The following is a 24,086-nucleotide window of genomic DNA, read 5'->3' on the forward strand; positions in this document are numbered from 1 at the left end:
CACACACAAATACAGAATACCATGGAATATGACCTTCTCTTCCCCAATCCAAGGGCCCGGGATACCTTTGAGGCTATCAAAAAAAGCCTGACAAATCATTCTTTCGAAAAATTCCATACCCCTATCCCGGGTGAGGACTATACCCTGGACCATTATCAGGTGAGCAAAAAGGATGGAGATGCCAGCTTTTATTATCCGGAAAAAATCAAAAAGGATAAAATCGTACTCCATTTCACAGCAGGGAAATTGCCTGGAGATATGCGATCTCTCACCACCAAAGATCGGCACATCTCAACTGCCTTTCTGATTGGGAGAGATGGTGCGATCTATAAGTTATTTGCTTCTTCTGGTCATTGGTCCTACCATTTGGGAAGAGGTGCAGTCGGAGGAAATACCCACCAAAGTTCACGCTCTATTGGAATCGAACTTTCCAATTGGGGGCCACTGCGTAAATCTGGAGAAATCATGACGACCTGGGGAGATGTGAAATTTTCCAAAGTATCTCAAACTGCCGCCTACCAAAAGATAGATGCTCCCTATAGAGATGCCTCCTATTTTGCTAGTCATACAGATCAGCAATATGAAAGTCTGATTGTACTCCTTCGTTATCTCACCGCTGTATATAAAATCCCTCGTAGCTTTCTCCCTGCAAGCCAAAGAGACCTCCCATTTAGTTCGAAGGAAGACGCTCGAAATTACACAGGCATTTGTTCTCATGTGAATTTCAGAGATAGGGGGAAATGGGACATCGGTCCTGCTTTCAATTGGGAAAAACTGGCGGAAGGAATGAAAGATGCTTACAAAGCAAAATTGACACGCACGCGAGGGCTGGAAATGATCACTCATAGCTCCGAAACAGAAATTGAAGCAGCCATGATGAGTCGCGGTATGAAATTTGGGAATACAGATGCATCTATCTATGGAGAAGATGGACCGGAGGTCTAGGGGTTTGAATTATGTTTGCATACTTCCTTGACAGCTGGAAGTTTTCGTTTTAATTAAAAGGATTTAGTACGATTTTGGAAGAAAGTGATAGAGGAAAGTGCCATTCTTCAGGCATTTCTTACATTTCACTCGCAACTTGTTCGTCAAGTGCGATTTTTCTCTATTTTGGAACTATCCATGCACGTCCGTACAAGAAATGTATTGTAGGTTTATAATTATACTGATATGACCCAATCCCAAACTTATATAGATCAAGGGATGGAATTCTCTCAGCAGGGTAATTTCAAATCCGCAGTAAAAGCTTTTTCGCAAGCAGCTAAAGCCAATCCCAAGGATGCTTTCGCCTACTATAATCGCGCAATTGCCTATTATCAAATGGGGCAAAAGAAAAAAGCTTTACAGGATTTTAATATGACCCTAAAACTTGCTCCCGACGATTCTATGGCCTACAACAATCGTGGCTATGTAAATGATGATCTCGGAAAACTCCAGGATGCACTGGAAGACTACACAGCTGCCCTCAAGTTGAATCCAGAGCAGGCACAGACCTATAATAATCGGGGCTATGTCTATTATCGCATGGGAAATCCTGCGGCAGCCATGGCTGATTTCAATGAAGCCATAAGCCTGGATGCCAACCTCGCTCAAGCCTACTATTATCGTGGGTATGCGTTTGAGAAAAGAGGAGATTCAAAAAAAGCCATGATGGATTATGATGAAGCAATCTTCCTCGATCCTGATTTGGTTCAAGCCATTTATAATCGCGGCAATCTTTTCTTCAATTTACAAAACTATGAAGCCGCTCTGGACGATTATTCTCATGCCTTACGATTGGCACCTTCATTTGCCAAAGCCTACAATAATCGCGCAAATTGTTACCAAAAGCTGGGACGCATAGAAGAGGCTTTCGAGGATGCAAACCGTTCCGTTGCACTGAGCCCCAATAATGGGAATTCTCATTGTACCCTGGCAGCGATTTATGGATTGAGAGGAGAGGATATACGCTTTATTCACCACCTCGAAATAGCCCTCAAAAAAGGCTGTCCTGCGTGGAGAATGTTTGAGTCAGAGGAATTTAAAGAGCTGAAAGAAAAGCCTCAGGTAAAAAAGTTGCTCAACAAGTTTCCTGCGGCTAAGGCCTAATTTTCTTTCAGGCGAATGGAATAAATCATTTCTTCTTTGATCGCATCACTGTAATCAAAATCCTCTTCCGGATATCGCATGCTAAGATTGTAGGTATGCGTTTCAGTAAATACGACCAGAAATAGCATACTACTAGGCTCTTTGGCTCCATTCCAATAGCCAATCATATCTAATACAAAAACATCGAGCCCATTTACGGTAAATTCTTCTTTGCGGTAAATTGTACCCCTGTAAAATCCGGTGGCCATGTTTTCAGTAAGTTTTCGGATAGAGGATCGGGAAAGTCCGGCTTCTCTTTTGCGAAAACTAATGTATAGGGTTTCCAGGCTATCATTAAATTTTCGCATACCCACTTCATGTTCGAAAACATCACGCATCGCCAGGCGTGCAGTATCCAACTCTGTTTTGAGGACAGATTGGGGGAGATCGATCCACAATTCTCCAAATAATAATTGAGGTTTCAGGCTCATTCCATCCCTTAAGCCCTGTCCCATAAGGTTAGAAAAAAGTGAAAAAATCAACAAACAACTTAGCGCATACTTCATAAAGCCAAAGGTACAGAATTAAACAATCCTGCCCATATCATTCCCTAATCGCCTGATAAATAAGGATTAGCAAAATTGGTGTTTAAACAAAGATTTTTGTATGTTGAATATAGGATCTGGATGAATTGATGTTAGGCATAATCTGAGAATACAGATAAAAGTTTTATAGAGAGACTACTTACTATTTTTTTACCCATACATACCTAACATTATGGAACTACTCACTTCTAAAATTTCGCGCTATCTGTATGCTATTCCCTTCATTTTATTTGGTGTTTTCCACTTCATGGGAGCTGACCAAATGGCAGGCATGGTACCCATTCCCGGAGGAGCTATCTGGGTGTATATTACCGGTCTGGCAATGTTGGCTGCAGGTGTAAGCCTGATACTCGGTAAAATGGACTACTGGGCTGGTATCGGACTTGGTGCATTATTGCTAATCTATGCCCTGACCATTCATCTTCCCGGAGTATTGGAAGGTAGCAATCAGGCTGCTATGCCAAACATGCTTAAAGACATGGCCCTTGCTGGCGCAGCCTTTATGATGGCAGGCATGGGAAGCAAAACGATGAGTTAAACGTCAAACGTAGATAATGGGGCCCCTTCAGTAGAAGGGGCTTTTTTTATGCAATGATTTTTTGTTTCTGCAACCATTCGTGAGAAGCCCTGGCAGCCTCATCATAGACATCCTCTGTACTTGTACGGGTTCTTTTGAGGTATTTGAAACCGTGTCCGGCTGTATGAATGAGATGCAGATCTGCATTTTTCCCTAAGTCATCAATGACTCCTTTGTACAAGTCCTGTTGCGTAAAGGTATCTCGATCACCAGAAACAAAAAGCATAGGCACACTTATCTCTGAAAGATGAGCTGCTCTCTCGATCCCGGGCTTTCCAGGCGCATGCAGGGGAAATGAAAAGAAGATCAGGCCTTTTACCCCTTCAATGGCTTCTTCAGAAGCAACTATTGAAGTCATCCTTCCTCCAAAGGAATGTCCTCCTGCCAATAAAGGCAGACCTTCAGACAGCTCCAGAGCCTTAGTTGCTGCATTTCGAACGGTCGCAAGCGATACTTTCTGCGAATCTCTTCCTTTCCCTCTTTCCATATAGGGAAAATGGTATCGAAAAGAAGCGATTCCAACTTTAGCCAAGGCTGCTACCAGGCTTTCCATATGGTGATGAGTCATACCTGCTCCGGCTCCATGTCCCAGACAAATCAATGCCTTGGGGGTATCTGGCATCATAAGGATAGAAGAAACTTCCCCTTTATCCGGATGTGCTTCAAATTTGTATTCGCTAATTTTCATTGTTTATTTCTTTTCAAAAACACCTATCCAACGCAAATAAGAATCTTCGTAAACTTCTTTGAAATTGCCAACCCGGTATAATGTCAACTCCAATCTCGGCGCCTTATCCAGAACCCGCCTTTTTAAGGCAGCTGGATCATAATGTCGGGAAAAAAATTGATACCAATTGCAATAGCGAAGTCTCGCTTCCTCATCCAGGGGAGGATGGTGATTCTTTAGCAGATTATAGGCAGGATCAATGTGGTTGCTAAATTCATGGGCCAGATAAAAAGGCAGGATAACAGCTCTTCCTCCCACTTTGAGTACTCTTTCTAATTCCTGAAAGAAAAGGCTATCTGAATTGCCTTCAAAATGCTCCAGGGAACAGTGCAAACTTACCGCGTCCACACTTTCGTCTTCCAGGAATAATTCATGGGCCCAACCCCCGATCTTATTGCCCTCTACTCCTTTGGGGTAGATCAGGTCTTGTTGATAGCTTTGGGCAATTCCATACTTATCTTTCAGGATTTGAGAGAAAGGGGAGGTGCAAGCAGCTATATCGATGAAAGTAGTGTTCGCATCGACTTTCAAAAAATCGAGCGATACATAATGTTCAAGGGTTTTTTCGGTAAAATTCTGCTGAGGGTCCAAACCACCGCCATAGTAATCAGCAGGATAATCTGCTAGTGTGAGGTAATCCTGATAGGCTTTTGGATCAATACTATAGGAATGCACTTCTACCCCTATAGCTCGAAAGCTTTGTTCCAGGGCTGTATCTAATCCGGGATTCTGCAGATGTTCGTCTGATATATGTCCGGCTTTTACCGCTTTTCCCCCATGCTTTTTGGGAAACATAGGATTGAGCTTCCTGCTGGCGAAGAGGAAGTCATGAGAAAATCGATATAAGGGATAAACCCACTGCTTTAACATCCCTGCAAATCTAGTAAAATTGGAGGGAAGGCCATTGACAATTATAGGGACTTAATACTTCAGGACGCAATTGGGTTTGAGGGATTCAAACATATTGACTTCCATTTCTCCCAAATAGCAAAACTCCATGCTCAAAAAAGAAAGCTGTGGAGCCTTGGCCATTCTCAATAAAGAGATCTCTTTGCAGGCATTTGCATTGACGTACTTCAGGCCTGGAAGGCAGGCGAGTGTTTCAGGATTTATGATATCACTGCAAGGGTATGAGATATCCAGAATTTCCAGAGCTGTCAGAGGTCTCAATTTCTGGAGGTCAATATCTGCACAAAAACTCAGGTCAAGCTTCTTGAGATGCCGTACATATTTGAGACCCTGATAATCAGAAATAACTGTATTGCTCAGGTTGAGCTCTTTGAGGTAAGGAAAATATTGGAGGGGATCAAGGGAACGAATAGAGCTAGTATTGCAATCCAGTTTTTCAAGGGTATCCAGATAGCAAAGATCCTTTAGGTCAAAAAAGCCTTCAAGGTCCAGGTTTTTAATGAGGATTTGCCTCCATACTTCAGACAAGCCTTCCCACCAGGCAATCCGCTTTAATTCAAAAGCAGTCATTCTAGTTACAAGAGTAAGCAATTACAAAAATGAGTTGTCCATCGACAGCTCAACAAATCCTTTTGCGTTTGTTTATTAATTGGAGGCGAAGGGCGTTTATTTCAATACCTTGGGGGAGGGCTTAGATTAAGCCTGTGGAATTTTTTCTCTCAGCTCGCTAATGGGAAGTCTCAACAAACTAAAATCAGGATGCACAGTTTTCAGCAATTCGAACTTCTCACAATACATTTCTGTGGCCTTCTGATTCTTCTCGATAAAGTTTAGCAGATTCATAAAATATTCACGAACCTCTGGATGAGCTTTATCGATAAGCATGGCCCGAAGTTTATTGATCTCAAATACTTTTTCTTTAGCGAAATAAGTAACCAGTAGAGGCTTCAACATCCTTTGCTCATCATCATCAAAATTTGAATTAGCAAAAGCTTTGATCAGCTCCTGGATATAATATCTTTCTTCGGGAGTATCAATGAAATAGGAGAGTTTATCCCAAAACAGGTAAGGGATATAGCTTCCACCGAATCTTTCTGCAGTCTGGACCAAAAATCTGTTGAAACTGTCTTCATCCTCACTAACAGACAAATGGAGCTTGGTCATCTCTTCAATCAGCGGGCCTTTATCTTCTTCCCACTCACCATAATATTTATCTTCCAACTTCTCGAGTTCCTTTACGATATCCATACAGTCTTGATTTTTCGGGTTGTTTGGGTACAAAAATACAAATCCCGCGCTTAATTACCCACTTCTGATATAAACTTTATCCTAACAAGTTGAATTTCTTGTCTTGAGTAATCCAAACCCAGCTCATTTTCTGCTTCATCCAGGCTATCAGAATCCGAACTCATGAAATAATCATAGATCTCATCGATCTTGTCATCATCCATCTGGTCCTCGATAAAGTAGTCTATATTCAGACGAGTCCCTGAATAAACGATCTGTTCTACATTTTCCAGCAAATTTGTGTATTCGAGACCTTTGATCTCAGCGATCTGATCCAAAGGAGTTTTTCTATCCACATGCTGAATAATAAAAAGCTTATTCATAGACTTTCTTGCTGCCGATCTTACAACCACATCCGTCGTACGCTCGATATTATTGACCTCGACATAGTCTTTGATGAGTTTGATGAAAGGAGCCGCAAATTTACGGGCCTTTCCTTCTCCTACTCCTATGATGTTGCGAAACTCCGTCATGCTCAGGGGATACTTGGTAGCCATATCCTCCAGGGAAGGATCCTGAAAAACTACATATGGAGGTATTTTCTTTTCCTTCGCAATCTTCTTTCTCAACACCTTTAGCTTGTCGAAGAGGGTAGTGTCGTAGGTATTGAATTTTTCGACCGGCTCGTGATTCTTTTTCAGTTCACTGAGGTCCTGGTATTTGATCAATTTGATGTCCTGAGGTTTCTTGAGGAAAGCAATCCCTTTGGGACCTAATTTGATCACCCCATACTCATCGATATCCTTGATGAGAAAATCTTCGATGATCAATTGGCTGAATATGGATTTCCATTGACTTTCATCCATATCGCTCCCTTTTCCATATTCATCAAGTTTATTATGCTCATACAGCACAATATTCTGGTTGTTTATTCCCTGCAGGATATGGATCAGATCTGACTGGCCAAATTTTTCATTTACAGCCTTCACTACCCGCATAGCCATATCTACATACTTGGTAGCATTGAAGTTCTCTTTGGGATAGCGGCAATTGTCACACATATTATTACAGCCAGACTCATCAAAAGTCTCCCCGAAATAGTGCAGCATTTGCTTGCGCCGACACGTGCCGGACTCCGCGAAAGCAGCCATTTCATATAATAGATGCTTACCGGATTCTCTTTCACTCACGGGCTTGTCTTTCATAAACTTCTCCAGCTTCACGATATCATTGAAATCGTAAAAAAGCAGGCAGTTTCCTTCCAGACCATCTCTTCCTCCTCTTCCTGTCTCCTGATAATAACTTTCTATACTTTTCGGTACGTCATAGTGAATCACATAGCGTACGTCTGGTTTATCGATTCCCATCCCAAAGGCAATGGTTGCTACCACTACCTGTACATCCTCATTGAGGAACATATCCTGATGGCGACTTCGGGTGGAAGCATCCAAACCAGCATGATAAGGAACAGCTTTGATCCCGTTGACATTCAGGATCTCTGCATTTTCTTCCACTTTCCTTCTACTCAAACAGTAAACAATGCCCGATTTGCCGGGATTCTGTTTGATATATTTTATGATCTCCGTTGTCGCATTGCTGTTGTTTACTTTCGGACGGATTTCATAATAAAGATTATCTCTATTGAAAGAGGTCAGATACACCTCCGCATCTTCTATATGGAGGTTATGTATGATGTCTTGTCTTACCTTGGGAGTAGCCGTAGCGGTCAGCGCTATAATGGGCACCTGGCCGATACGATTGAGCATTTCTCTGATCCTTCTGTATTCCGGACGAAAGTCATGTCCCCATTCGGAAATACAATGGGCTTCATCAACCGCCATAAAACTGACCCTGGCCTGCTTTAGGAATTCGATAAACTCTTCCTTGACCAGAGATTCAGGAGCCACATAAAGCAATTTCAACTGGCCACTGAGTACTTTGTGCTTGACCGCCTCATAATCCCCTCGATTCATACTACTATTCAGGTAGCCGGCCTCAATACCAAAGGCATTCAGTTGATCCACCTGATTTTTCATCAGGGCAATAAGAGGAGAGATCACAAGGGCAGTGCCCTCCATCATGATCGCAGGAAGTTGATAGCAAAGGGATTTTCCTGCACCGGTAGGCATAATTACGAAAGTGTTATTTCCTGCTAGCAGGTTTTCAATCACTTCCTGTTGTCTTCCTCTGAACTCATCGTACCCAAAGGAGTTCTTTAATGCCTCGTGCAGCTTGTTGTCTCTTGTCGCAAGTTGTTCTTTCACCGTGATCGCCTAATTGTTTTAACGCTGGCTAAATTTCTAAAAAGGATAAGGTAATTAAGATAAGCAATTAAATTCTCAGATATGAATGATAAATGCAAAAATCCTATTTATCAGGTTCATTTAAAATTTCATAAACAAAGATAATCAAATAATTGGAGAAACTGTGAGGAAGCCGACATTGGAATTGAAAAATATTTTTGTATTATAAAGCTTGGATTGACGGGCAACTCTTTCAGAAAAGGCGACGTTTATAATTTAACTTCACAGGTATGAGATTATCTGATTATCAAGAAGATGAAATCGTAAAAGGCTGTCTAGACGGCGGCCGCAAGTACCAGAAACTGCTATATGAGAAATATTATGGCAGCATGATGGTGGTTTGCATGCGATATACGTATGACCGGGATGAAGCCAGAGATGTACTTCACGAAGGATTTATGAAGGTTTTTCGAAATCTTCACAAGTATTCCAAGGGTACTAATCTGGGGGCATGGATCAGAAGAATTATGATCAATACCTCGATAGACCACTACCGAAAGATGGCCAAACGGCCTAACCTGGTTGAGATCAATCATGCAGTACATGAGATCGACGTTCAAGATGTTGTATCCGATATGTCTGCTGAAGAAATCCTGGGTATGGTTCAAAAGCTTTCCCCCGCTTACAGAACTGTCTTCAACTTATATGTGATTGAAGGGTACGCTCATAAAGAGGTTGGTAAAATGTTGGGAATAAGTGAAGGTACTTCGAAGTCTAACCTTGCAAAAGCACGCTCTAAGTTGCAGCAAATGATTCTTAAATCACGAATGATTAAGAAGGTGGAAGGTGAAAGCTATGCATGATCAATACATAGACGAATTAATTAAACACAAGCTCAAACAGCTCGAGCTACTGCTTGATCCCGAAGATTGGAAAAAACTTTCGGACAAGTTCAGCGCGGCGCTGGAAAATCATATTGCTAAAAAATTAGCTACTTATGAGATCAGTCCAGATCCTCAGGACTGGCCTAAACTCAATGCGCTTCTCAATGAAGCCTTTGATATTCAAATCAAACACATTCTTTCTTCTTACGAAATAGACCTCAATCCATCCGATTGGGGACTTATTGCTACTGAGCTGGATGAAAATCCGCTTGATACAAGCATCGCCAGAGGTCTTCATAACTATGAAATAGATATGAAGCAGGAAGATTGGAATATGTTTGCCTCACAACTGGATGAATCTGCCATTGATACAGGCGTGAGAGAACAATTGTCACATCTTGAACTCGAAGCCCAGCAAGGTGACTGGGAAGCTTTCGAGTCTCGTATAGAAGAGAACTTCGACGAGCAGGTCAAAAGTAAGCTCGCGGATATCAGTCTTAGTGCTGCACCGCAGGATTGGAATGAAATGGCTCGTCTTATGGATGGGGATGCCTTCCTCAGTGATGTCAGAGAGAGCCTGGAGGGAGTAGAGATGGCTGCTTCTCGTGAAGACTGGAGAGCTATGGAAGACAAGCTCAATCAGCCTCTTTACACGACTTTCCAGGAAAAGTTTGCATTCATGAGCGTTCAACCGCTTAAAGGCGATTGGAAATCAATGGAAGCGCTCTTACAGGAGGACGAAGATACACGCATCCCAATTCCACTTCCCTGGTATGCCCAGGCTCGTTACCTCGCTGCAGCCTCTGTGCTGATTCTATTCCTTATTGCACCCTTCTGGATTGGGAAAGATGGTCGCAACCCTGCCACTAGCTTTATTTCCAGTATTATCAATGGGGAAGGGGAAGAACTTGGCGAAGTTGAAAATAGCTCTTTTGAGGTAGATAAAATTGAAAATGCAATTGCTTCCCGTGAGAGTACGGCTCCTACAGTAGCCAAAAACACTCCCACAGAAAGTGATTTTATAAATAGTACCGCATTTGTTTCAGGAGCCGGAGAATTGGCGTTTGAGTCAGTTGCCGCAGGAATCAGTTCTCCTCAGCGCCTTGAAGCACGGCCCGCACTTAACTTCGAAATTGATCCTGGCTTGATCGATGGTATTCCATTTGAGACAAAGCCTCAGGAAGATAAAAGTAAAAAAGCTGATCCCAAGATTGATATGGTAGGCCCTCGCAGAGAAGGTTTTCTGAGAGAGATTCCATTTAAAGCTTTCGCCAATCCCTGGATGATGGGCAGAGAGTCTCATTCTAAAGGAATCGAACAGGTTTCCATTTTCAAAAGACGAAGATTTCCCTTCAGAATTGGCTTATTCGCAAGTAGCTCAAAATCAGCTGTGGAGTTAAATGAACTCAGATCAACTTCCTCCAGTAAACTGGGAGAAACTTTCCGGGGAGGATTAAGAGCTGAATTTAATATCAAAGGAAATCTGCATTTTGTTACAGGCCTTAACTATGAAAAGCGTCATTTCGATCACGCTTTCCAATACTTGCGCCCAGGCTTCAATAGCGGCGAAGTACAGGCCGTAGATCAATTCATCAGCGCAGACCTCCAATTGGTTCAGTTGCCGCTTCTCCTTAGGGCTTATGCACCTTCTAAAGGCAATCTATCCCTATATGTACAGGGAGGACTTGTTCCCATGGTGTCTTTGAAAGAAAGCTACAGACTCTGGGAAGGAGAGGAGATCAGTTCAGCATTGCCGTTTCAGCTTACAGAAGATCCTTCTGGAGATCCACAAACTCAGGACTGGAGTTTCAACACCTATCCTGGTACGATCAATCTCTCCGCAGGACTGGAGTATCGCTTCGATAATAAGTTGGCTATACAGGCAGAGCCTTACACCCTCCTTAGTTTGCAACAAACCAAGGGTTCGGGTTCCTTAAACCTGAGAAAGAAAATGTACACAGTTGGGCTTGCTTTCTCAGTCATCTATGGATTTTCCGGAAAATAAGACTATTCCTTTTTGTATTAGTCAGTAGTCCGAAATTTAATTTCGATAAACATTTTTTTGAATAAAAAGGCCTTTAATGAATAGAGAGGGCATTTTTAAGAAACACAGAAAATCAATCATTCTGGAATCTCGTTTGATACTGATTTTCGATTATATCAGCTATGTCAGAAAGTCCGTAATTTCGTCGGGACTAAGGCAACAAATACCAGAAATAATTCGTAAATTAGTGTAAGATTTCAATAAGTATAATTCTCAATAGCCGCCTTGAGAAATGATTAACAGCCGTCCCGGGTATCTTTACCCGGGACATTTTTTTATATATCCCTGAATCTCAATTCTATAGAAAAAGAAAAGCGAAACCCTCAAAATGGTCTCGCTTTTAAACTTAATAGCCCTAAAAAAATTAGGGGACTCAATCCCAATTTGGGAGAGTCAACCCTAACCCCTAGCTTCTGTATCTGGCGTAATGCCTAATAAGATAACTCTAAGGTACAGGGATTAAATTCAACAAAGAAACTATTATAATTAAATATATTACAGGTATTGTAATTAATGAAATAGCGATATATCGCGCCTATTAGCCCATTTCATATTTATTGAATGGGCTTTTAATTACAACTTGCTTTTGATATTACTTGAGGAAAAGAAAAAAGCGCAAGGCTGTGGCTCCTTGCGCTCAAAAATTTTGTTCAGTCTGTTGACCTTAACCGTGCAACTAACGTTTCTTCAATTCGCCGATCAACCAGTTCAACTGAACACGGGCATCGCTGATCATGCCCTGATACGATAAAAATTTAATATCGGCGGAAGCTTTTTGCTCCACCATGCCCTGGCTAAGGGCTCCTCCAATGATGATGACTTCGATATCTCTTTGTGGCAAATAAACCTTGAGGTCAGCTTTGATCTCCTTGGCTTGCCTTCTGTCCAACAACTCTATGGCGTCATCGGGTCTTTTGAGATTGAGCAACAGGAATCCTTTATTGAAGTCCTGCAGCAATAATAGATTGGGTGCATACTTGGCATGACCATTTGTAAACTTATGACTGATATACATGTCGATCACCGATTGCAGTTCGCTATTGGTGGCGACGAGGTTGTAATGATTTCCGAGGATCCAGAGATTACTGGATAAAGCCTTTAAGAGCTGATCGGGCTGGGTATTAGGGTTGGAAATCAGTTTTTCAAGATCATTTAGCAAACTAAGACGGTGCGTAGATTGCTGCGCAATCAATGCCACGTCCAGCATCCCAAATTCAGAGAAAGCATCTGCAATTTCTTCTACCTTTCCTTCTCTCGTTTCTTCCAATTGCTGCATGACCATCCAATAGTCATTCTTCTCGAAAGAATCGATGAGTAAAGAGATTACGATAGAAATCCTTGCCTCACTCTCCCCAAAGAACTTCTTGAGCACCTGGTCCAGGGCTCTTTCTGCAAAGCGTCTTCTATAGGGAGGCAGCTTTTCAAGCCCACTATTGATCCCTTTCTTCAAACGGGATTTTGATAGCTTGACTTCATAATTATATACTTCGCTAAAAGATCGGTGTAAAATGGGCCGGACCTTTTCTCCTAGTTCCGATAATACTCGACTATTGTCAATAATAGCTCCCCAGTCGGCTGTAACATCAGTCTCCAATGAATCGGCTCTCACTTCTCCAAATACTCTCTTCAATAGGCGAGGAGGTATATCTTCATACTCATTGAGCCCGAAAAATCGTGGTTCACCGACGATCTTTCCTCCAACTCTCACAGCAATTCCCGATTGTTTGAGGGCAGTTTTTCCATCAGAGATGGTATAGCGCAAATGAGCCGAAGATCCATCTGAAAGTGAAATCTCTTCTTCATATTGTTTGCCGGGGATATCTTCTATATCCACCATCTCTCCATCAACATAGACTTTAAAGTCTCCCAGGCGTCCGTATTCTAAAACGAGAAGCCTTCTAAGCCTTTCCGGATTGGGGAAGGTAAAGTTTTGGTTAATGCCACTAAGGATGATCTCTGTGCCTCCTTCTTTCTCATCACAAGCTTCAATCTTTATGGGAAGATTGATCTGCTCCAGATCATGCCGAGCCCTGACCAATTCATCTCTCCATATAGTAAGGTGTGTAGATGTCCCTCGCGTACAGGTTTTAATTTCCATACGAGAAGCCACCATCAGGCCGGCAAACTTGCCGATCCCTTTTCGACCTTTTACCAATCGGTTTTTCAAGCGGGTACGCTCTCCTTTACGGGAAACACGGCTACTGGCAATATTGAGGTATTCATTGCGAATTTCCTGCTCTGTCATGCCGGTACCATCGTCCCTGATGATAATAGGATCATTGGTAAGCGGCTTAGGCAATTGCACCCAAACATGCTCTGCGTCTGCATCGAAGGCATTGTCAATCAATTCTTTGATCGCCAATTCCGTAGACCGGTAATTTTCACCTAATAAAGACGCAAGTCTGGGATCAACCTTGAAATTCGCTGTTGTACTCATCAATGGATATTTGAATGATGGATCATTTGGACAGAGCAAAGACTATTAAGCCGCCTTTACGATGGAGTAAATGCGCATAGCCCATAGGCTCAGTCAGTACTAAATGAATTAATCAGTTTTCAAAGATAGGAGGGAAAAAGGAGAGGCTGTCCACGAAAAAAAAATGTTTTCCACATTGGTCGATGTGGATATGTGGATAAAAAAAAAGCGGCGGTCCTAAGACCACCGCTGTATTCATCAATATCTATTTATGAGAAGTCTATAGAATAGCTTCTATTCATTATCATTTTTCTTGATCAGGTCCTTAACGTCTTTAAGGTTTACCTTGTCTTCCGCACCATTACACAGAATCTCAGCTTTGACTTCCTGGTAAATGGTTTGGTTGAAACGCTGATCAACTTCATTAAATTTCAGCGTAGGAATGATGGTGTTCATTTGACGTTGAACATTTGCATCATTGCTAGTCAGCACACTGAATGCAACCACGTTTCCTGCAGGATCAAGGGTTACAGAGAATACTGTGTGGGCCAGCCCACAAACGCCTCCTAAACGCAATCTGTCTTTGATCAGATTCTTCATTGCGTCAACTCCATCCACATAATTTCTTGGAGAGAATTTAGGCCCTTCCATATTGTCATGGGTATCTGGATTGCTAGGATCCGGACGAGTAGGTCCTTCCTGTCCTGTTTTCGCAGGAGGAGGCGTATTACTTCGATTGACTATATATTTGTCGGGCGAAACATCAGGAGCGACGATATTCAATTTCTCCCAGTCTCTATTAGTTGCAGCACTATTCACATTTGGATCATCCGCACTGCGGCTGGTTCCAACATTAGGACTTATTCCTGTTGCGGGAATAGTACCACCTGGAGTTGTTGCGTCCATGGTGGCGATCTGACTTCTCAGAATTACCAACTCATCTTTCATGCGCTGAATTTCCTGAAGAAGTCTAACCAACTTTTCTGAATCTGCTTCAGTAGTCAGGTTTGGAAGGATCTCATTGAGAAGCGCTTCCTCATCTATTGTACTTGAAGTAGTAGTGCTAAGTCCTCTTGCACTGCTCCCCTGAACTGCCAGAGAGCTATTAACTACATCGAGACGAATTCTTTCCAATTCAGCTTCACGCTCCAATTCGCGGGTAGCTCTTGCCAGCATGATTTCCTGCTCGCGGGCTTGCTTGCGAGCTTGTAGAGCTTCCAGGTCAGATCTTTGTCTTTCCAGATCCTGAATTTTCAATTGCGCTTCCTGTTGAAGGCGATTTACTTCGTCCAGAATTCTTTGGTATTCATTTTCCTGCTCACGACGAGCATCTTCAGCTGTCTGACGATCTTTTTCGATCAGGTCAATTTCTTCCTGCTCTTCTACTTGACGAAGTTGTTCTTCTACTCTCAGACGTTCCTCAGCCAATTGGAGGATTTCCTGATTCGAACGATCATTTTCATCTAGTTGACGTCTTACTTCATCTTGTCTTTGTTGGCGACTTTGCTCAATCTCCATTTCCTGATCCTGAAGGCGCTTGATCTCTTCTCTCAAGCGATCAGCTTCACTCATAGAACCACTGTCTTCTCCATCTGTCCAGCTAGTGTCATCGCTTCCTTCTGCATTTTGTCCATTGTTCCAGTCATTAGGATCTGCATTGGCAGCTTCCTGCTGTCTTTTTCTCTCTTCCCTTGCGGCTAGTGCTTTTTGGCGACGTTCATCACGCGCTTTACGCTTCTTCTCAATCTCAGCTTGTTTGGCATCGTCTTCGGCTTTTTTAGCTTTCAGAGCGGCCATTTGCTCGCGAAGTTTATTGATTTCTTCAGCCTTTACTGCCTGAGCAGCGGCGGCTTTATCTGCAGCTTCTTTTTCCTCCGGAGTCATTTCTTTCTCAACAGGAGCCGCAGCTTCTTTTTCTGCGGTAGAAGCCATAGGGGTTGCTTCTGCAATTTTTTCTTCTACATCAGCTCCCGCACCTTTTACTTCTTCCGTAGTTTTCTCTACAACTTCTTTAGCTTCTTCCGCTACCTTCTCTGTATTCTCAGCTACTTGTCCAGCAGCTTCATTTGTCTTTTCTTCTGCTGCACCAGCCACTTCTTTAGTAGTCTCTTCGGCTGCCGGTGGAGTAGGAGTTGGCTTGGATTCCTTGGTTACCATTTCTACCAGCTTTTCTGTATTAGCCATAGAAACCCGGTTACCTTCGTCGTCCATCAACTTATTGTTGAAGACCTTGAGCGCAACATAGTTGTTATCTCTGCCGGAAGCACATTCTACTTTAGGGCGAAGCTCAATGTAAATGGACTTGGGTCCACGGGAATCATTGGCTTCCCATTTTACACGCTTTACGAGGTCTTCAGCAGACTGCTTAAAGCATTCGTTTTTTCCGGTAATAGCTTTCGCTGATACTACATAACCTGTGGGATCGATACGTACCTCCAGATAGATACGATCGTCATTTTCTCCACAGCAGGAAGTTTCTTTTTGGAGTTGGGTATTGATGTACTTTTTGACCGTGTGTTTTGAATCATTGAAGACAAAGGTCTTTCGATTTGCGGTCAATTTAGTGAGGTCTATATCTTCTCCGTCCTGGGCAAATGCCGGGAAACACATAAGAAGACCTACAACTAACATCCATAATCGGAGATTCATGATATTGATGGTTTGATGATGATTCTTGTCTATTTTTTGATCGGCCGATAAGATAGCCAATTTGCACTTCATATTGAAACTCAGCTCCGGAATAGTTCTGTTTTCCGAAACAAATGAGAGGAAATCATCCCATAACAGGACTTTTCCACTTCTTATTTACGGCTGCACGCGAACGAATATTATCAAATACCTTCGTGTCCAGGCCTATTTTTTCTAAAGAACGTTCTGGTTCTTCTTCACTATACTCAGTTTCTATAAATGTCAGCAAGTCTTTTACCTCCTGAAGATCAAAAGAACTGAGTAATTGCATCCTCAAAGGCTTGAAGTGGGGGATACCTTTGAAATATGCTGTATAATGTCTTCGCATTTCACGAATAGCCAGGGCTTCTTCCTTCCACACAACAGACATCTCCAGATGCTTACGGCATACACGGGCCCTTTCCTGTATAGTTGGCCCGGGAAGTAATTCTTTGTGTTCGAAGTAGTGCTTGATTTCACGAAAGATCCAGGGATTTCCGATGGAACCTCTTCCTATCATAATACCATCGACATTATACTTCTCCCTCATCTCCCAGGCTTTTTGGGGGGAATCAACATCTCCGTTTCCGAAGATCGGTATTTCAATATCGGGATGATTAGCGACTTCTCCAATCATGGTCCAATCCGCCTCCCCCTTATACATCTGCTTCCGGGTACGACCATGTATGCTCAAGGCCTTGATCCCGGCATCCTGCAAACGAAGAGCGACCTCTACAATCTTGATGCTCCTGTCATCCCAGCCCAAACGCGTCTTAACCGTAACGGGTAGGTGAGTAGCATTGACAATCTCGCGGGTCATGCTTTCCATTTTGTCCAAATCCCTCAAAATCCCCGCTCCCGCTCCTTTGCAAGCAACCTTTTTCACCGGACATCCATAATTGATATCCAGAATCTCGGGCTGGGCATGCTCTACGATTCGGGCACAACGCCGCATCGATTCAATCTCATTTCCAAAGATCTGGATCCCAACTGGTCTTTCCTCATCATAAAGGTCCAGTTTCTCTATGCTTTTATCTGCATATCGAATGAGTCCTTCAGAGCTTATAAACTCTGTATAGACTACATCTGCACCAAGAGCTTTGCACAATACCCTGAATGGGGGATCACTTACATCCTCCATGGGCGCCAGCAAAAAAGGAAATTCACCTACTTCAATATCAGCTATTTTTACCATCAGCCGCTTTGAGATCTCACTTTTAACAATAAGACTGAAAAGGTTGGGGTTTTCCACACGGGCAATTAAAATTATACCCGATATACCTTTCTCAGCATAAAAAATATTGTCGTAAATTTACTAATTATTCCCCAATCTCATGAAGGATATTTACGAAAGGATCTCAGAATTATGCAAATCACAGGCCTCATTCGCCCTATTATTTGCATTGATCCTCTACTTTTTGAGTCTTTCACTTATTCTTCCCGTGATTCTTGGACTCACTGTCGGGATTTGGGGAGGTGATATTTATGAGCTTCAATCCCTGCTTGCAGGTAATCTGGAAGCCTTTCCCGGAGGAGAATATCTGTTTCGATTGGTACAAGTAGAAAACCAGCTTTTTACCTGGGGCTTTGTAGCCTTATTGATGGCTGCTTTATTGGGAAAACCGAAAGAGGTACTCAAAGTAGATAAGAGTCCCGAAGCCATGGACCTCCTGCTTCCCGCTTTGATGCTCATTCTCATTATTCCCCTTATCCAATTGACCTATATCCCAGCTGATTCCTTTCAGTTGCCAGAATTTATGAAGGATATGGAGGAAAGTATGCGTTTGCGAGAGGAACAGAGTCAAAAGGTGTTGATGGAACTTTTTTCTGATCCGGGAATCGGAATCCTGGTTTTGAACATCCTGGTTTTTGCAGTAGTTCCGGCTTTTTTCGAAGAATTTCTTTTCCGAGGCATCATACAGCAACAACTCGCTAAAAATTTATCTCCGCATTGGGCCATTATTATCAGCGCAGCGATCTTTAGTTTCATCCATTTCCAGTTTTATGGATTCTTTGGAAGGATGATACTCGGCATGGTGCTTGGCTATTTCCTCTATTATTCGGGGAGTCTTTGGCCCAGTATTCTCGCACATTTTGCCTACAATGCTTTTTCTATATTTCTCACCTGGCTGGCTGCAGCCCGAGGGCTAATGGATACCGATATCACCCAGGATTCCTATCAATTTCCTACGAGTCTGCTGCTTTTTTCCATTTTAAGCGTGGGTGTTCTGATGTTTTTATATCTTCGGAGGCAAAGAATAGCCCAATAAGCCCTCATGAATAAAGAACTAGGACTACGAATTATAACGGGATTGATCGGAGCAGGCGTGATCGTATCGGGAATGGTTTACACCTATTACGCTGTCTGGGTCGTATTCGCAGTGATTGCCATGTTTGGCCTCTGGGAAATCCTGGGGATCATGGATATCAAAAAGAAACGCTACAGATGGACCAGCATAGTGTTTGGGCTACTTATCTGGTCAACCTATCTCCTGGATTTGGTAATGTTTGATGTAGGATTAGGCGAATTACCCACAGAGTCTGCATTTAGGCTTTCTATCCTGATCTTTCCGATTCTCGCCATAGTCACTTTGTTTGATAAAAATACAAAAGCTCCTTTTGAAAGTCTGAGTATTATTCTCCTGAGTTTCATCTACTGCTTTCTTCCCCTTGTCCTTTTGTATAAAATTTCCATCCCTGAATTACCAAGTGACTATAGGTTTGCACTCCCCCTTGGCATCCTCTTTCTGACCTGGTTTCTTGATAGCTTTGCCTATTTTGGTGGAAGGCTTTTTGGAAAACATCCACTCTTCCCTCGTATAAGTCCCAAAAAGACCTGGGAAGGAGCGCTCACAGGAGCTGCATTCTGCATGGGCCTGGGCCTGGCTCTGTCCATGTATACTGATCCAGCCAACTATAACTGGATTGTAATAGCCGCCATCATTTCTGTATTTAGTCAGTTGGGCGATTTGGTCGAATCCATGTTTAAAAGAGCTCGCCAAATCAAAGACTCTGGAAAGCTGCTCCCCGGTCATGGTGGGATGCTTGACAGATTTGACGGAATTTACCTCTCAGTACCGTTTATATATTTGTATTTTTCCTTCCTGTAGATTGGCAATTTGGCAAGAAAAATCCCTGATTTTTACATGTTTAGCATATGTAAATTAGGGCTTTGAAATCAATCTACCCTTTCTTTAATTTGGCTCGTATTCCTTAATAGAAATTGGCTATAAAGAATCTAATTAAGCTAAATTAAATATGGCAAAAATAAAGGAAAAAGTTTCCCATCAAGAGAAACCTTCTGCCTATGAATCGCTTATCACCCGATTCGAAGAAGCCGCTGATATCATCAATCTGGATCAGCGTTTCAGAGATATTATTCGCGTGGCCGAGCGTGTCGTTAATGTAAATCTACCCGTAAAGCTTGATGATGGTACCACACGTGTTTTCGAAGGATTCCGTGTTGTACATTCTACCGTAATGGGGCCATCAAAAGGAGGGATTCGCTATGCGCCCTTCGTGGACCTGGATGAGGTAAAGGCTCTTGCCGGCTGGATGACGTTCAAGTGTGCACTCGTAGGTCTGCCCTATGGAGGTGCCAAAGGGGGAATCACCCTGAACCCAAAAGTTAGAAGTATGGATGAGTTGGAGCGGATTACCCGTGCCTATACTCGTTCGCTTAAAGATGTATTTGGAGAAGACTCTGATATTCCGGCTCCTGATATGGGAACCAGTTATCGCGAGATGGCTTGGATCTTCCATGAATATTCCCGGATCTATGGATATACGCCTGGAGTAGTTACCGGGAAGCCTTTACACCTCGGAGGTTCCAAAGGTCGTGTTCCTGCTACTGGCTGGGGAGTTATGCTTTCTGCCCTTCTCGCCATTGAGAAACTGGGTTGGAAGAAAGAAGAGTGTACCTGCGCTATCCAGGGATTTGGTAATGTGGGAAGCTGGGCGGCCAAATTGCTCTCGGACGAAGGCCTGACCATTGTTGCCATCAGTGATCATACCGGTGGTTATCACAATGAGAAAGGAATCGATATCAGAGACGCCATTGAGTATGTGAAAGATAACGGAACCTTAAAAGGGTATAAAAACGCTACTCAAATCACAAATGATGAGTTACTGGCCCTGAAAGTTGATGTACTTTCTCCTTCAGCCATCGAAAATGTGATTACTGAAGACAATGCCCATACTATTCAGGCTCCTCTGATTGTGGAAGGTGCAAATGGTCCGGTATCTGCAGATGCTGACTCCATCCTGGATGAAAAAGGCATCCTGATCATTCCCGATATCCTGGCAAATGCCGGTGGGGTAACTGTATCCTATTTCGAATGGGTGCAGAATAGAAGGGGACATTATTACTCAGAACAGGAAATTCAGGACAAAACCCGTCCAATCCTGACAGAAGCTTTTGAGCGTGTATATGAGACTCACCTTAAATACAAGTGCTCTATGAGAATCGCCGCCTATATCGTTGCGATCAAGCGTTTGTCTACAGGAATCGACCTCGAAGGTAATTTCTAAGGTATATAAGCAATCTATCAAAATGGAAACCGCCGGATTATATTCGGCGGTTTTTTTCATTTCTTACATCACCAGCAAGCTGAAAGAACAGGCCTCATAATCTATTTTAATTTTTCGTAATATATGGGATATTCGAGTAATTGCTCTTGAATAATTCCAAATGAGAAAAACATTCTGTAAAGAAATCTTTATCCTGTTTTTGGCTTCTATTAGTTTCTTTGGGCTATCTGCTCAGGTTTCTTATTTAGCGACTTACCATCCACAGGCAGGAAACCCTGGCAACTTGAACACCGAATCAGATCAATCGGATTCAGATTGGGAAACGATCCTCGAAGCAGGTATTTCTCAAAATCAGTGGTCCTCCAGTCTTTCTATTCCTTTTTCATTTAAATACTATGGTCGCTCTGTAGAAGACTTGAAGGTCAGTGGAAATGGCTTATTGAGTTTCCTCTCAAATCCCACTTTGCCTCAGGGTGATAATGTAAGCTTGCCCAGCGCTAGTTTACCAGATAGTACTATAGCCGTTTTCTGGGAAAAATTTACAAGCCAGGCTCCCACGGGAAGCAATGATGTAGTACAGACCAAGGTTTTTGGAACAGCTCCCAATCGCCAATTTTGGGTGAGATGGACTTCCTATGAATGGGGAAATTCTAATTTCCAGTTCGTTGCAGCTGTGCTCTCTGAAGGCAGTCATGACATCTACCTGGTAGATATGTATGGAAACCAATTTGGAGATCCTGTAAGTACGACAGTGGGACTTCAGGGAAGTTCTAGCTTTGCCGTTTCCTATGGAGAAGCCAATACCGCTCTCAATGGAATCTCGCCCAGCCATCTGGATAATAGTTACTACAAATTTGAGACCTATGACATTGAGCCTTATGATATGAATGTGAAAGAATTGCTTTCCCCGAAAACAGAAGGCTGTGGAAGAAATAATGAGATCGTAAGTGTAAGATTTAGCAATGTAGGTTTATTAACTGCGACAGGTATTCAGGCGAAATACTCCATTGACGGAGGCCCATTTACTACCGCAGAATCAATTCCTCAAAATCTCGAGCCCGGACAAGAATATGATTTTACCTTTGAACAAAGAGCCGATATATCAGAAACCGGCAGCCATACCCTTACCGTAGTTGTTGAGGTAGCGGGAGATGGAAATTCTGCTAATGACAGTTTGGAGGCTTTATTGCACTCAAGCTTGAGCATTTCTTCCTTCCCTTATCAGGAAAATTTCGAACAGGGAGATGGAGGATGGAGTATAGGTGGAGAAAATCCCAGTTGGGAACTTGCCTACCCTAATGCAACCGTTATGCAAGGAGCAGCATCCGGGGTTAAAGCCTGGGTTACCAATCCTGATGGTGTATATAATAATCTCGAAAAGTCTTATGTAAGTAGTCCTTGTTTTGATTTGAGTAATGCGCATCCGGATATGCATATCGCCATGAAAGTCTGGTGGGAAACAGAATATAGTTGGGATGGAGCGGTTTTGCAGGCTACTTATGACGGAGGAGAAAACTGGATCAATGTTGGAGGAATGAATAGTAATCCTCATTGGTTCAATGACAATACGATCGGTGCTTTGCCGGGAAACTCTCCGATTGGATGGACAGGAACAAGTGCAGGAGGTACAGGTTCCGGAGGCTGGGTTCCTGTTCAACATCCCTTAGGACCTCAATTGATTGGGAAAAATCAGGTACGTTTCAGAATCGCTTTTGCTTCTGATAATGCAGGCTTCAATGAAGGATTTGCTTTCGATGATGTCATGCTGGATGTTCCCCCACAAGTAGATTTGGGAGCAGATCGTTTCTTCTGTGAAGGAGAGAAACTGGAAGTGTCTTTCGAAGACAATATCCTCTGGTCCAATGGTTCAGACGAAAATGAAATTCTTCTCAGCAATACCAGTGGTTCAGCTATTATTGATAGTATGTTGATTGTAAATATCACCGGAGCAAATGGACTGATAGGCAGAGATACCATCTTTGTTTCCATGATGCCTCAGATGCAGTTCGCTTTTGTAAATCAGGAAGATATTGATTGTGCCAATGAAGCCAGTGGGTTCATTGGACTGGAAATAGGAGGCGGAGCTTCACCCTTGAGTTACGAATGGAGCAATGGATCGCAGGAGTCCTTTGTAGGTGGATTAGAAGCAGGCGAATACGAAGTTGAAATTACAGACCTGAATGGATGTAAAATAGATAGTTCATTTACAATTGAATCCCTCAATCCTGAACTGGGACTTGAATACAGCACAAGCCATGCAGCTTGCGACGGAACACCAATCGGAAGTATCAATCTCAATGCATTTGGTGGAGTAGGGGGCTATAGTTATAGCTGGAATATCGGAGGAGAGGGAAGTATGAGAGAAAATCTGGAAGCAGGTTCTTATATCGTAACTACCCAGGATCAATTGGGTTGTAGCCGCGAGGATACCATACTGGTAGAACAAGCAGGAGATCTCAGTGTCTCTGTGGCACAATTGCAAAAGCCTGCCTGTTCGGAAGACGTCAATGGTTTTATCAGTCTCGACATTGAAGGAGGAAGCGGCACCTATAATATCTTCTGGGATCATGGAGATACTACGCAGAATATCGATCAATTGGGTCCCGGGCTCTATACAGGATATGTACTGGATACAGATGGTTGTAACAAACTCCTTCCGGAAATCCTGCTAGAAGCAGAAACCGCAGATCCGGAAGCCGATTTTGACTACAGCATTTCCGGTTCGACAATCGGATTTACTGAACTCTCCGAGCATGCCACTTCTTATCTCTGGGATTTTGGAGATGGAACCGCGAAAAGTAGCGAGGCAAATCCGGCCCATTTCTACATGAACAATGGGACTTATACCATCACCCTCATCGTCAGCAATACCTGCAGTAGCGATACCATCACCAAAGAAGTATCGATGCAGACCGTAGGATTGGATGAGGAATTTGCAGAGAATATTGAAGTTTATCCCAATCCATTTGAAAACAAGATTCAGATAGATTTTGATGAACCCAGCATAGAAGCTTTTGAGATTCAGGTTCTCAATCTTCAAGGCAAAGTCTTAGAGCAATTGGCCGGTCAAAGGGGCAGCCATCAGCTGGAAGTGGATTTTGGAAGCGATCTTCCCGCAGGCATGTACTTCCTGAGATTGGTAGGAAGCAAAGGACAATCACTTTTCAGAATCATAAAGCAATAGGTCTTC

The 24,086-nt window shown here is 42.9% G+C and carries 18 protein-coding genes; 9 read left to right on the forward strand and 9 right to left on the reverse strand.

Annotated features, from left to right (window positions below; all coding sequences use genetic code 11):
* Positions 1–21 precede the first annotated feature (21 nt).
* Entirely contained in the window at positions 22–945 is a 924-nt protein-coding gene (locus R8P61_25450) for an N-acetylmuramoyl-L-alanine amidase (protein ID MDW3650445.1), read from the forward strand.
* A gap of 225 nt (positions 946–1,170) precedes the next feature.
* The gene (locus tag R8P61_25455; GenBank protein ID MDW3650446.1) at positions 1,171–2,088 is read left to right on the forward strand and encodes a tetratricopeptide repeat protein; all 918 of its coding nucleotides are present in this window, start codon (positions 1,171–1,173) and stop codon (positions 2,086–2,088) included.
* Here the strand turns inward: R8P61_25455 and R8P61_25460 are convergent.
* Positions 2,085–2,633, reverse strand: coding sequence for a hypothetical protein (locus R8P61_25460; GenBank protein MDW3650447.1), 549 nt, complete (start codon positions 2,631–2,633; stop codon positions 2,085–2,087). The genes R8P61_25455 and R8P61_25460 overlap by 4 nt on opposite strands.
* Positions 2,634–2,844: 211 nt before the next feature.
* On the opposite strand from R8P61_25460, the gene R8P61_25465 reads away from it, so the two are divergent.
* Entirely contained in the window at positions 2,845–3,210 is a 366-nt protein-coding gene (locus tag R8P61_25465) for a DoxX family protein (protein MDW3650448.1), read from the forward strand.
* A gap of 46 nt (positions 3,211–3,256) precedes the next feature.
* Here R8P61_25465 and R8P61_25470 read toward each other — a convergent pair whose 3' ends face one another.
* From R8P61_25470 to recQ, 5 genes are all read right to left on the reverse strand, one after another.
* Positions 3,257–3,937 (reverse strand): alpha/beta family hydrolase, encoded by a 681-nt coding sequence (locus tag R8P61_25470; protein MDW3650449.1) that lies wholly within the window; start codon positions 3,935–3,937, stop codon positions 3,257–3,259.
* Positions 3,938–3,940: 3 nt separating this feature from the next.
* Positions 3,941–4,846, reverse strand: coding sequence for a methyltransferase domain-containing protein (locus tag R8P61_25475; GenBank protein ID MDW3650450.1), 906 nt, complete (start codon positions 4,844–4,846; stop codon positions 3,941–3,943).
* Positions 4,847–4,897: 51 nt separating this feature from the next.
* Positions 4,898–5,455, reverse strand: a complete 558-nt coding sequence (locus R8P61_25480; GenBank protein ID MDW3650451.1) for a hypothetical protein — start codon at positions 5,453–5,455, stop codon at positions 4,898–4,900.
* A 126-nt stretch (positions 5,456–5,581) separates the two neighbouring features.
* Positions 5,582–6,133: a hypothetical protein gene (locus R8P61_25485; protein ID MDW3650452.1), complete on the reverse strand. Its 552-nt coding sequence runs from the start codon at positions 6,131–6,133 to the stop codon at positions 5,582–5,584.
* A 50-nt stretch (positions 6,134–6,183) separates the two neighbouring features.
* Positions 6,184–8,376 carry a DNA helicase RecQ gene (recQ, locus tag R8P61_25490; GenBank protein MDW3650453.1) on the reverse strand — a complete coding sequence of 731 codons (2,193 nt, stop codon included), beginning with the start codon at positions 8,374–8,376 and terminating at the stop codon, positions 6,184–6,186.
* 269 nt (positions 8,377–8,645) lie between these two features.
* Between recQ and R8P61_25495 the strand changes: the two genes are divergently transcribed.
* Entirely contained in the window at positions 8,646–9,218 is a 573-nt protein-coding gene (locus tag R8P61_25495; protein ID MDW3650454.1) for an RNA polymerase sigma factor, read from the forward strand.
* Positions 9,211–11,244 (forward strand): outer membrane beta-barrel protein, encoded by a 2,034-nt coding sequence (locus tag R8P61_25500; protein MDW3650455.1) that lies wholly within the window; start codon positions 9,211–9,213, stop codon positions 11,242–11,244. The genes R8P61_25495 and R8P61_25500 overlap by 8 nt, the downstream gene beginning before the upstream one ends.
* A gap of 715 nt (positions 11,245–11,959) precedes the next feature.
* Here the strand turns inward: R8P61_25500 and R8P61_25505 are convergent.
* The 3 genes from R8P61_25505 to dusB form a co-directional block, all read right to left on the reverse strand.
* Positions 11,960–13,720, reverse strand: coding sequence for an ATP-binding protein (locus R8P61_25505; protein ID MDW3650456.1), 1,761 nt, complete (start codon positions 13,718–13,720; stop codon positions 11,960–11,962).
* Positions 13,721–13,993: 273 nt separating this feature from the next.
* The gene (locus R8P61_25510) at positions 13,994–16,348 is read right to left on the reverse strand and encodes a hypothetical protein (protein ID MDW3650457.1); all 2,355 of its coding nucleotides are present in this window, start codon (positions 16,346–16,348) and stop codon (positions 13,994–13,996) included.
* Positions 16,349–16,472: 124 nt separating this feature from the next.
* On the reverse strand, positions 16,473–17,561 hold the full coding sequence (dusB, locus tag R8P61_25515; GenBank protein ID MDW3650458.1) for a tRNA dihydrouridine synthase DusB: 1,089 nt from the start codon (positions 17,559–17,561) through the stop codon (positions 16,473–16,475).
* Between the two features lie 139 nt (positions 17,562–17,700).
* Between dusB and R8P61_25520 the strand changes: the two genes are divergently transcribed.
* The 4 genes from R8P61_25520 (at position 17,701) to R8P61_25535 (ending at position 24,080) form a co-directional block, all read left to right on the forward strand.
* Positions 17,701–18,636, forward strand: a complete 936-nt coding sequence (locus tag R8P61_25520; protein MDW3650459.1) for a CPBP family intramembrane glutamic endopeptidase — start codon at positions 17,701–17,703, stop codon at positions 18,634–18,636.
* 6 nt (positions 18,637–18,642) lie between these two features.
* Positions 18,643–19,476 (forward strand): phosphatidate cytidylyltransferase, encoded by an 834-nt coding sequence (locus tag R8P61_25525; protein ID MDW3650460.1) that lies wholly within the window; start codon positions 18,643–18,645, stop codon positions 19,474–19,476.
* Positions 19,477–19,624: 148 nt separating this feature from the next.
* Complete coding sequence (locus tag R8P61_25530; protein ID MDW3650461.1) at positions 19,625–20,896, forward strand: Glu/Leu/Phe/Val dehydrogenase; 1,272 nt, start codon at positions 19,625–19,627, stop codon at positions 20,894–20,896.
* 160 nt (positions 20,897–21,056) lie between these two features.
* Entirely contained in the window at positions 21,057–24,080 is a 3,024-nt protein-coding gene (locus R8P61_25535) for a PKD domain-containing protein (GenBank protein ID MDW3650462.1), read from the forward strand.
* The last annotated feature ends 6 nt before the right edge of the window (positions 24,081–24,086 follow it).

Source organism: Bacteroidia bacterium (genome assembly GCA_033391075.1).
Lineage (GTDB): Bacteria > Bacteroidota > Bacteroidia > J057 > J057 > JAWPMV01.

Excerpts from the sequence above, each read along its gene's own strand:
- R8P61_25450 (MDW3650445.1), top strand. The coding sequence starts at position 22 with ATGGAATATGACCTTCTCTTCCCCAATCCAAGGGCCCGGGATACCTTT.
- R8P61_25455 (MDW3650446.1), top strand. The coding sequence starts at position 1,171 with ATGACCCAATCCCAAACTTATATAGATCAAGGGATGGAATTCTCTCAG.
- R8P61_25460 (MDW3650447.1), bottom strand. The coding sequence starts at position 2,633 with ATGAAGTATGCGCTAAGTTGTTTGTTGATTTTTTCACTTTTTTCTAAC.
- R8P61_25465 (MDW3650448.1), top strand. The coding sequence starts at position 2,845 with ATGGAACTACTCACTTCTAAAATTTCGCGCTATCTGTATGCTATTCCC.
- R8P61_25470 (MDW3650449.1), bottom strand. The coding sequence starts at position 3,937 with ATGAAAATTAGCGAATACAAATTTGAAGCACATCCGGATAAAGGGGAA.
- R8P61_25475 (MDW3650450.1), bottom strand. The coding sequence starts at position 4,846 with ATGTTAAAGCAGTGGGTTTATCCCTTATATCGATTTTCTCATGACTTC.
- R8P61_25480 (MDW3650451.1), bottom strand. The coding sequence starts at position 5,455 with ATGACTGCTTTTGAATTAAAGCGGATTGCCTGGTGGGAAGGCTTGTCT.
- R8P61_25485 (MDW3650452.1), bottom strand. The coding sequence starts at position 6,133 with ATGGATATCGTAAAGGAACTCGAGAAGTTGGAAGATAAATATTATGGT.
- R8P61_25495 (MDW3650454.1), top strand. The coding sequence starts at position 8,646 with ATGAGATTATCTGATTATCAAGAAGATGAAATCGTAAAAGGCTGTCTA.
- R8P61_25500 (MDW3650455.1), top strand. The coding sequence starts at position 9,211 with ATGCATGATCAATACATAGACGAATTAATTAAACACAAGCTCAAACAG.
- R8P61_25505 (MDW3650456.1), bottom strand. The coding sequence starts at position 13,720 with ATGAGTACAACAGCGAATTTCAAGGTTGATCCCAGACTTGCGTCTTTA.
- R8P61_25510 (MDW3650457.1), bottom strand. The coding sequence starts at position 16,348 with ATGAATCTCCGATTATGGATGTTAGTTGTAGGTCTTCTTATGTGTTTC.
- dusB (MDW3650458.1), bottom strand. The coding sequence starts at position 17,561 with ATGGTAAAAATAGCTGATATTGAAGTAGGTGAATTTCCTTTTTTGCTG.
- R8P61_25520 (MDW3650459.1), top strand. The coding sequence starts at position 17,701 with ATGAAGGATATTTACGAAAGGATCTCAGAATTATGCAAATCACAGGCC.
- R8P61_25525 (MDW3650460.1), top strand. The coding sequence starts at position 18,643 with ATGAATAAAGAACTAGGACTACGAATTATAACGGGATTGATCGGAGCA.
- R8P61_25530 (MDW3650461.1), top strand. The coding sequence starts at position 19,625 with ATGGCAAAAATAAAGGAAAAAGTTTCCCATCAAGAGAAACCTTCTGCC.
- R8P61_25535 (MDW3650462.1), top strand. The coding sequence starts at position 21,057 with ATGAGAAAAACATTCTGTAAAGAAATCTTTATCCTGTTTTTGGCTTCT.